Source organism: Kitasatospora sp. NPDC057198, from assembly GCF_042670125.1.
GTDB lineage: Bacteria > Actinomycetota > Actinomycetes > Streptomycetales > Streptomycetaceae > Kitasatospora.
Genome location: NZ_JBHUWH010000356.1, coordinates 1 through 8,340 on the forward strand (window position 1 = coordinate 1; position 8,340 = coordinate 8,340).

The 8,340-nt window shown below is 72.5% G+C and carries 7 protein-coding genes; 1 reads left to right on the forward strand and 6 read right to left on the reverse strand.

All coding sequences use genetic code 11. The features are described from left to right. Positions 1 to 81 precede the first annotated feature (81 nt). Positions 82 to 1,038: a cytochrome c oxidase assembly protein gene (locus ACFUEL_RS29755; RefSeq protein ID WP_380239872.1), complete on the reverse strand. Its 957-nt coding sequence runs from the start codon at positions 1,036 to 1,038 to the stop codon at positions 82 to 84. Positions 1,039 to 1,229: 191 nt separating this feature from the next. Further along, positions 1,230 to 2,660, reverse strand: a complete 1,431-nt coding sequence (locus ACFUEL_RS29760) for an MFS transporter (RefSeq protein WP_380239873.1) — start codon at positions 2,658 to 2,660, stop codon at positions 1,230 to 1,232. A 231-nt stretch (positions 2,661 to 2,891) separates the two neighbouring features. On the opposite strand from ACFUEL_RS29760, the gene ACFUEL_RS29765 reads away from it, so the two are divergent. Continuing rightward, complete coding sequence (locus tag ACFUEL_RS29765) at positions 2,892 to 3,248, forward strand: ArsR/SmtB family transcription factor (protein ID WP_380239874.1); 357 nt, start codon at positions 2,892 to 2,894, stop codon at positions 3,246 to 3,248. Positions 3,249 to 3,330: 82 nt separating this feature from the next. Here the strand turns inward: ACFUEL_RS29765 and ACFUEL_RS29770 are convergent, their stop codons facing one another. The 4 genes from ACFUEL_RS29770 to ACFUEL_RS29785 form a co-directional block, all read right to left on the reverse strand. Then, positions 3,331 to 4,323: a 2-hydroxyacid dehydrogenase gene (locus tag ACFUEL_RS29770; protein ID WP_380239875.1), complete on the reverse strand. Its 993-nt coding sequence runs from the start codon at positions 4,321 to 4,323 to the stop codon at positions 3,331 to 3,333. 132 nt (positions 4,324 to 4,455) lie between these two features. Then, positions 4,456 to 5,481: a 6-phosphofructokinase gene (locus ACFUEL_RS29775; protein ID WP_380239876.1), complete on the reverse strand. Its 1,026-nt coding sequence runs from the start codon at positions 5,479 to 5,481 to the stop codon at positions 4,456 to 4,458. Between the two features lie 321 nt (positions 5,482 to 5,802). Beyond that, a complete protein-coding gene (locus ACFUEL_RS29780) occupies positions 5,803 to 6,528 on the reverse strand; it encodes a type 1 glutamine amidotransferase (protein ID WP_380239878.1) in 726 nt (241 codons plus the stop codon). A 269-nt stretch (positions 6,529 to 6,797) separates the two neighbouring features. Beyond that, positions 6,798 to 8,054, reverse strand: a complete 1,257-nt coding sequence (locus tag ACFUEL_RS29785; protein ID WP_380239877.1) for a MurT ligase domain-containing protein — start codon at positions 8,052 to 8,054, stop codon at positions 6,798 to 6,800. Between the last annotated feature and the right edge of the window lie 286 nt (positions 8,055 to 8,340).

Genomic DNA, 8,340 nt, shown 5'->3' on the forward strand with positions numbered 1-8,340 from the left:
GAGCCGTTCCGGGCGGTTTCGCGGTGCCCTGCTGCGCGGTGCTGTGCCGTGCCGTGCCCTGCTGCGCGGTGCCGTACGGGACTACCCGGCGGCCCGGTTCGCGGTCCTGTCCAGCGAGGCCAGGTACTGGTTGTACGCCTCCAGCTCGGCGTCGCCGTCGCGGTCGGCGGCCCGGTCGCGGCGGCGGGCCTGCCGCTCCTCGGACTTGGCCCACTGCAGGGTGAGCGCGATCAGCACGATCGCGGTGGGGATCTCGCCGAACGCCCAGGTGATGCCGCCGGCCAGCTGCTGGTCCTCGTGCAGGTTCGTGCCCAGCGGCGCCATCCCGGGGGTGAAGGTGGACACCAGCTGCCCGGAGGCCATCATCACCGCGACGCCGAAGAAGGCGTGGAACGGCATGCCCATGAACAGCTCGATGATCCGCATCACGAAGCCGGGGCGGTGCGGGCCCGGGTCGACGCCCATGATCGGCCAGAAGAACAGCATGCCGACGGCGAGGAAGTGCAGCATCATCGCCAGGTGCCCGAGCCGGTACTGCATCAGGAAGTCGAACAGCGGCGTGAAGTACAGCACGTACAGGCTGGCGATGAACGCCGGGATGGTGAACGCCGGGTGCGAGACCACCCGCACGTACGTGGAGTGCAGCAGGGCGACCAGCAGTTCGCGCGGACCCTTGCCGCTGCCCTTGCGGGCCGGGCGCAGGGCGCGCAGCGCGAGGGTGATCGGGGCGCCCAGCAGCAGCAGGATCGGGGAGAGCATGGAGAGCACCATGTGCTGCATCATGTGCGCGCTGAACAGCACCATGCCGTAGTCGTTCAGGCCGGTGTTGGTGACCAGCAGCACGGTGCCGACGCCGGCCGTCCAGGCGATCACCCGGCCGACCGGCCACTTGTCGCCGCGCCGCCACAGCCGGACGGCGCCCGCCAGGTACAGGCCGAGGGCGAGCGCGCAGAACACCAGGTAGGGCCAGTCCGGCGACCACTCCAGGGCGCGGGAGAGGGAGAAGGGCGGGAGCGGCCCGCCTCCGTGGTGGTGCATCCCCGTCATGCCGTCGCCCATCGGGCGGCCCCGCTTTCGTCCATGCCGACCGGCGCCGCCCGAGCGGCGGTCCGGTCGGCCCGGTGTGGCCCGGTCCGGTTTGGTCCGGTTTCGTTCGGGCCCCAGCCTAAGCGGCGCTTACCGCGGCCCGGCGCGCACCCCTGCTTCCCCCGCCCCCGTCGTCCGGCGGGTCAGGCCGCGGCGGGTGCCTCCGCTCCCGTCGTCCGGCGCTCGGAGCGGGCGACCAGCAGCCAGGCGAACGCGGAGCCGAGCAGGTACACCGCGCCGATCAGCAGGAAGCCGGCGCCCACCCCGGTGCCCCAGTCGGAGGTGGCCTGCAGCACCGCCCCGACGGCGGCGATGCCGACCAGCGAGCCGATCTGCCGGTTGGCGTTGAGCACGGAGCCCGCGGTGTTGGCGTGCGCCGGGCCCGCGGCGTCCACCAGGGCGGCGGTCATGCCGGGCGAGACGATCCCGGAGCCGAGGTTGGCCAGGCCGATGCCGACGGCGATCAGCCAGTAGGGCGTCGAGGGCGAGATCGCGGTCATGGCCAGCGAGGCGACGCCGGCGAGCAGCAGGAACACGGTCAGCAGCGGACCGTTGGCGAACCGGCCGGAGATCCGGGCGTACGCCACGTTCGCCAGCGGCGACAGGACGGTGATCGGGACGAGTTCCAGGCCCGCGACGAACGGGTCGGCGCCCTGGGCGTGCTGGAAGAACAGCCCCAGCATGAAGATGCTGCCGAACAGCGAGAAGTTGAAGCAGAAGCCCACCAGGTTGGCGCCGGAGAAGCCGCGGGAGGCGAACAGGCCCCACGGCATCACCGGGTTGCCGCCGCGCCGCTCCCGCACGACCAGCGCGGTGCCGGCGGCCGCGGCGACGGCGTAGGCGGCGGTGACCGGGCCCGCCGTCCAGCCGAGGTGCGGGCCCTCGATCAGCGCGAAGCTCAGCGCGGCCAGGCCGGCGATCCAGAGCAGGTGGCCGGGCACGGTCACCTTCACCGGCCGGGGCGCGGTCGCCGTGATGAACCGGCGGGTCATCAGCATGCCCAGTACGCCGATCGGCAGGTTCAGCAGGAAGACGCTCTGCCAGCCCAGCGTGCTCACCATCAGGCCGCCGAGGGTCGGGCCGATGCCGGAGGAGGTGGCCACGACGGCCGACCAGAGGCCGAGCGTCCGGGTGCGCTGCCGCTTCTCCGGGAAGGCCGCCACCAGCAGGGACAGCGAGCTGGGCATGAAGAGCGCCGCGCCCGCGCCCTGGAGCACCCGGGCCGCGATCAGGAACCCCGCCGAGGGGGACAGCGCGCAGGCCAGCGAGGCGAGGACGAACAGGCCCATGCCCCACGTGTAGACGGTCTTGGCGCCCCGGCGGTCGGCCAGGCTGCCGGCCAGCATCAGCAGCGAGGCGAAGGACAGGATGTAGCCGTCCACGATCCAGGTCAGCTGGGTGAGGCCGGCGTGCAGCCGCTCCTGCAGCGTCGCCCCCGCGACGTTGACGATCGTGACGTCCAGGGTGGCCATCACGAAACCGGTGGCCAGCGCGGCGATCTTCAGGCCGCTGGACGCGTTCGGCGGGCCCGCCGCGGCGCCGACCGGTGCCGTGCTGGTCTCGGCTGTTGTCATCGCTGATCGATCCCCTCGTGGCGGCCCCGGACGGGCGGGTCGGTACGGGGACCGGCCGCGGGCGCACGGAGATGACGGTGCGTCACCCCGCTGCGGAGAAGGCGAGTTGGCTGTTCCCCCGTCCCCACTGAAGCCCATATGACGATGACTGTCAAACGTTGATGGTCATCGTCATAAAGGGCGGCCGGAGGGGCGCCGTACGATGGACCGAGTCGACCAGGGAGGCACGAAGTGACCGCGCGGACCACCGGGGAACGCATCACCGACCACCCCGAGGCGCAGGACATCACCCTGCAGGGCGTCCTGGAGGCCCTGGCCGACCCGGTGCGGCGCAGCATCGTCCGCCAGATCGCGGGCGCCCGCGGCGACAAGGCGTGCGGCACCTTCGACATCGCGGTGACCCGCACCACCGGTACGCACCACTTCCGGGTGCTGCGGCAGTCCGGCGTCATCCGCCAGTACTACGCGGGCACCTCGAAGATGAACACCCTGCGCCGGGACGAACTCGACCTGGCCTTCCCGGGCCTGCTGGACGCCATCGTGCTGGCCGCCGACCGCGAGGCCGCACGGGCCGCCGCCCCGCACTGAGCCGCCCCGCACTGAGCTGCCCCGCGGCCGCCCCGTGCCCGGCCCGCGGCCGGTCCGCGGCCGGTCCGCGGTCAGTCCGCGGTCAGTCCGTCGGGACGAGGGTGTTCTCGTTGGTGCGGCCGAGGGCGAAGTCGTCGACGTTGCGGGCGGTGGCGTCGATGATCTGGCCCACCGCGGTGCGGGTGAAGTACGCCTGGTGGGAGGTGACCAGGACCTGGGGGAAGCTGATCAGGCGGGCCAGGGTGTCGTCGGTGATGCCCTGGACGGAGCGGTCGGTGAAGAAGACGTCCGCCTCCTCCTCGTAGACGTCCAGGCCGACGCCGGCCAGCCGCCCGGCGCGCAGGGTCTCGACCAGGGCGGTGGCGTCGACCAGGCCGCCGCGGGAGGAGTTGACCAGGATCGCGTCGTCCTTCATCAGGGCGAGCGCGGCGCGGTCGATGACGTGGTGGGTGGAGTCCAGCAGGGGGACGTGCAGCGAGATCAGGTCGCTGTCGGCGAGCAGCTCGTCCTTGCCGACGTAGCGCATGCCGAGCGCCTCGCACTGGGGATTGGGGGCGACGTCCCAGCCGAGCAGGCTGGTGCCGAAGCCGGCGGCGATCCGGGCGAAGCACTCACCGATCTTGCCGGTGCCCAGCACGCCGACGGTCAGGCCGTGGATGTCGCGGCCCATCAGGCCGTCGAGGCGGAAGTCGAACTCGCGGGAGCGGTTGACCGACCGGATCAGCCGGCGGTTGACGGCGAGGGCCAGCGTCCAGGCGTGCTCGGCGACGGAGTAGGGGGAGTAGTAGGAGACCCGGGCCACGGTCAGGCCGAGCTTCGCGGCGGCGTTCAGGTCGATGTTGTTGAAGCCGGTGGAGCGCTGGGCGATCATCCGGGTGCCGCCGGCGGCGAGCAGGGAGAGGACTTCCGCGTCCAGGGCGTCGTTGACGCTGCTGGAGACGACCGGGAAGCCGGCGGCGAGCGGGGCGGTGTCGGCGGTGAGGAAGACGTCCAGCATGCGCAGCTGGTGCCGCTCCATGGCGGCGTCGAGCAGCGGGCGCTCGTCGGACTGGACGCCGTAGGCGAGGATCTCCATGCGGTGAGGCTAGCGCCGGGGGCGGGCGGCGGGGGGCGTGACGCGCCCCCCGGGCGGGATCCGGCCGTCACGGGGCGACGGGCGGACGGTCCGCGCCTCGGGGGGCGTGGGCGTGGGCGGGGCGGACGGCCGTCAGATGACGGTCTCGGCCTCCTTGTAGCGCTCCGCCGGAACGGTCTTCAGCTCGGCCACGGCCTCGCCCAGCGGCACCAGCTTGATCTCGGTGCCCTGCAGCGCCGTGATGTGGCCGAACGCGCCCTTGTGGGCGGCCTCCACCGCGTGCCAGCCGAAGCGGGTGGCCAGGACGCGGTCGTACGCGGTCGGGGTGCCGCCGCGCTGGGTGTGGCCGAGGATGACCGGGCGGGCCTCCTTGCCGAGGCGGTGCTCCAGCTCGCGGGAGAGCTGGGTGGCGATGCCGGTGAACCGCTCGTGGCCGTACATGTCCTTGGTGCCCTCCTCCCACGGCATGGTGCCGGGCTCGGGCTTCGCGCCCTCGGCGCAGACCACGATCGCGAACTTCTTCTGCCGGTCGAAGCGCTCGCGCACGACCTCGGTCAGCTTGTCGATGTGGAACGGGCGCTCCGGCACGACGATGGCGTGCGCACCGGCCGCCATGCCCGCGTTCAGCGCGATCCAGCCGGTGTGCCGGCCCATCACCTCGACGACCATGACCCGCTGGTGCGACTCGGCGGTGGTCTTCAGCCGGTCCAGCGCCTCGGTGGCCACCGAGACGGCGGTGTCGAAGCCGAAGGTGACGTCGGTGCAGGCGATGTCGTTGTCGATGGTCTTCGGCACGCCGACCACCGGCAGGCCCGCGTCGCTCATCAGCTTCGCGGCCTTCAGGGTGCCCTCGCCGCCGATCGGGATCACCGCGTCGATGCCCAGGTCCGCACAGTGCCGCTTGGCGCGCTCCACGCCGTCCCGCAGGTGGCTGGGCTGCACCCGGGAGGAGCCCAGGATCGTGCCGCCCTGGGCGAGGATGCCGCCCACCGAGTCGAGCGTCAGCGGACGGTGCACGCCCTCCAGAAGACCGCGCCAGCCGTCCTCGAAGCCGATGATCTCGTCGCCGTGGTCGACCACCCCCCGGTGGACCACGGAACGGATGACGGCGTTCAGGCCGGGGCAGTCACCGCCGCTGGTCAGGACACCAATACGCATTGCTTTGCCAACTCCCGAGCAGGATCGGACGGCCGGACTGGTGGGTGGGAATCGGACAAGTCGCCCGAAACTGACCTGCTGCACAGCATACGGTTCCTGCGTCCGGCCGAGCCGAAACCGACGCGGGGGCGGCTTCCTCGACGCACCACACGTAACTGCGACCCGACCGCCGAGGAGGGTGTTGCGCCCGGGCTCTCCTATTCTCCTATGAAGTTGTCCCGCGGTGGGACGGCTGACCACATGGCGGTCAGCCGTCCACCACCGTGACCTCGGCTTACGCGCGGGTGAACGCGCGCGGGCCGGGCCGGCCCGGCGGGGCCGCTACGCGGGGCGGGCCGCGGCGATCCGCTCGGCGCGCAGCGCGTCGTACCAGGTGGTGTCGGCCGGCGGCAGCGCGTTCACGTCCAGTGCCAGCTTGATCAGCATGTCGGCGACGGCGGGGTTGCGGGCCATCACCGGGCCGTGCAGGTAGGTGCCGAACACGGTGTCGCGCCAGGCGCCCTCGGTGCCGTCGCCGGTGCCGTTGCCCCGGCCGACCTGCACGGTGGCGAACGGGCTGACGCCCTCGCCGAGGTGGGTCACGCCCTGGTGGTTCTCGAAGCCGGTCAGCTGCGGCAGGCTCAGCTGCGGGTTCACGTCCGCCAGCACGTCGCCGACGCAGCGCGCGCCCTCGCCGCGGACGGTCCACACGTCCAGCAGGCCCAGGCCCGGCTCGCGCTCGCCCAGGTCGTTGACGAACTCGTGGCCGAGGATCTGGAAGCCCGCGCAGACCGAGAAGATGATCGCACCGTTCTCGGCCGCCCGGACCAGCCCGCCGTCGTTGCGCAGCCGCTCCGCCGCCAGCCGCTGCGGACGGTCCTCGCCGCCGCCGATCAGGTAGATGTCGCCGCTGGTCGGCACCGACTGGTCCGAGCGCACGTCGATCCGCTGCACCCCGAGGCCGCGCTGGCGCGCCCGCCGCTCCACCACCAGCGCGTTGCCGCGGTCGCCGTACGTCGACAGCAGGTCCGGGTACACCCAGACCACCCGCAGGCTGCTCTCGCTCATCCTCGAAGACCTCCCGAACTGCTGCTGGGGCGCGGGCTGCTGCGGAGCGTCCCCGCCGTACTGCTGCTGCTGGTGCTGCGGGCCGCCGTACGCCTGCTGCTGCGGCTGCTGCGGCTGCGGCTGCTGCTCGTACTGGCCGTACTGCTGCTGGTGCTGCTGCGGGCCGCCGTACTGCTGCTGGTCGTACTGCTGGCCGGGGTAGGGCTGCTGCTGCCCGTAGCCGCCCTGGTCGCCGAACTGCGGCTGCTGGCCGTAGTACTGGTCGCTCATCAGGCCACCACGGCCTTGCGCAGCTGCTGGAAGGCGGTGTAGTTGGCGATGGCCTCGATCCGGCCCGCGGGGGCGGCGTCCACCGCCTGGGCGAGCGAGTCGACCACCTGGAACTGCAGGTTGGCGACCTCCAGGCGGACGGCGAGGTCGAGCTTGCGCTGGCCCATCACGAAGATCGGGTGCCCGGCCAGGCGCTCGTAGTCGACGTCCCACAGCCAGGAGGTGTCGGTGCCGTCGGCGTCCATCGCGTTCACCGACAGGACCACCGGCGCGGGCGGGCCGTCGATCAGCGAGAAGGTCTCCAGCCAGCCGGCCGGGTTCTTCGCCAGCAGCAGCCGGATGTCCCGGCCCCGGTACTGCACCACGTCGTAGCGGCCCGCCACCGCGGCCACCGACTGCATCCGCTGCAGCGCGACCTGCGGGGCCACCCCGAAGACCGCCGCGACGGCGGCCGAGCTGGTGGCGTTCGCCAGGTTGGCGCGGCCCGGCAGCTGCAGCTGGATCGGCCAGGCACCGCGGTGCGGGTCGATCACGTGCGTGCCCTGGAGCGCCCAGTGCGGGTTCGGGCGGCGGAAACCGCAGTCGCCGCAGAACCAGTCGTCGCCCGGACGCTGCATCACGCCGCCGCAGGACGGGCACGACCAGGCGTCCTCCTTCCACGCCTGCCCGGCGGCCACCCAGACCACCTTCTTGCAGGACGAGGCGGCCCAGGTCACCAGCGGGTCGTCCGCGTTGGCGATGATCACCGCGTCGGTGTCCTTGAGGCCCTCGCGCCACTTCTCGGCCATCATCCGGGTCTCCGCCGCGCGGTCGAGCTGGTCGCGGGAGAGGTTCAGCAGCGCTATGGCCTTCGGCCGGGTGTCCCGGGCGACCATCGGCAGGTACTTCTCGTCCACCTCGATCACGCCGAAGCGGGCGCTGGTGCTGTTGGCCAGCGCACCCGTGATGCCGGCCGGCATGTTCGCGCCCAGCGCGTTGGAGACCACCGGGCCCGCCGCCCGCAGCGCCTCGGCGATCAGCCGGGTGGTGGTGGTCTTGCCGTTGGTGGCGCTGACCAGGACCACGTCCAGGTGCTCGGTGAGGGTCGCCAGCAGGTCCGGGTCGAGCTTGAGCGCGACCTTGCCGCCGATCACCGAGCCGCTGCCTCGACCCGCCTTCTGGGACAGCGCGGCGGCCATCTTGCCCGCCGTCACGGCGATCTTCGCGCGGGCGGGCAGCGAGGCGTCGCGCGGGGCTTCCGAATCGGTGCCTGGCATGCTCAGGGGTTCCTCCTTGCTGCGGCACCGCCCGGGCCGTTCGACGACCCACGGGCGGCGGGGACGGGGCCAGCCTACCGACTCCCGCCCGCACACTTGAGCAGGGGCGACAACCTGCTGCGCGAGCTCAGCCCTTCGGCAGAGGAGGGTAAGAACGGCGGGGAGCGAAACCAGGGGCTCGGGGAACGGCGAGCCCGGGTCTGCTGACGGTTCACTGCCGGAGCGCGCATCGGCTTCCGGTTCCGTTTACTACACGCAGCAGCACGGACCTCCGATGGGCTCCGGC

What these genes read in the sequence shown, in the direction of transcription:
- ACFUEL_RS29785 (WP_380239877.1), bottom strand. Translation starts at nt 8,054, where the DNA reads ATGCCAGGCACCGATTCGGAAGCCCCGCGCGACGCCTCGCTGCCCGCC.
- ACFUEL_RS29755 (WP_380239872.1), bottom strand. Translation starts at nt 1,038, where the DNA reads ATGCACCACCACGGAGGCGGGCCGCTCCCGCCCTTCTCCCTCTCCCGC.
- ACFUEL_RS29770 (WP_380239875.1), bottom strand. Translation starts at nt 4,323, where the DNA reads ATGGAGATCCTCGCCTACGGCGTCCAGTCCGACGAGCGCCCGCTGCTC.
- ACFUEL_RS29760 (WP_380239873.1), bottom strand. Translation starts at nt 2,660, where the DNA reads ATGACAACAGCCGAGACCAGCACGGCACCGGTCGGCGCCGCGGCGGGC.
- ACFUEL_RS29780 (WP_380239878.1), bottom strand. Translation starts at nt 6,528, where the DNA reads ATGAGCGAGAGCAGCCTGCGGGTGGTCTGGGTGTACCCGGACCTGCTG.
- ACFUEL_RS29775 (WP_380239876.1), bottom strand. Translation starts at nt 5,481, where the DNA reads ATGCGTATTGGTGTCCTGACCAGCGGCGGTGACTGCCCCGGCCTGAAC.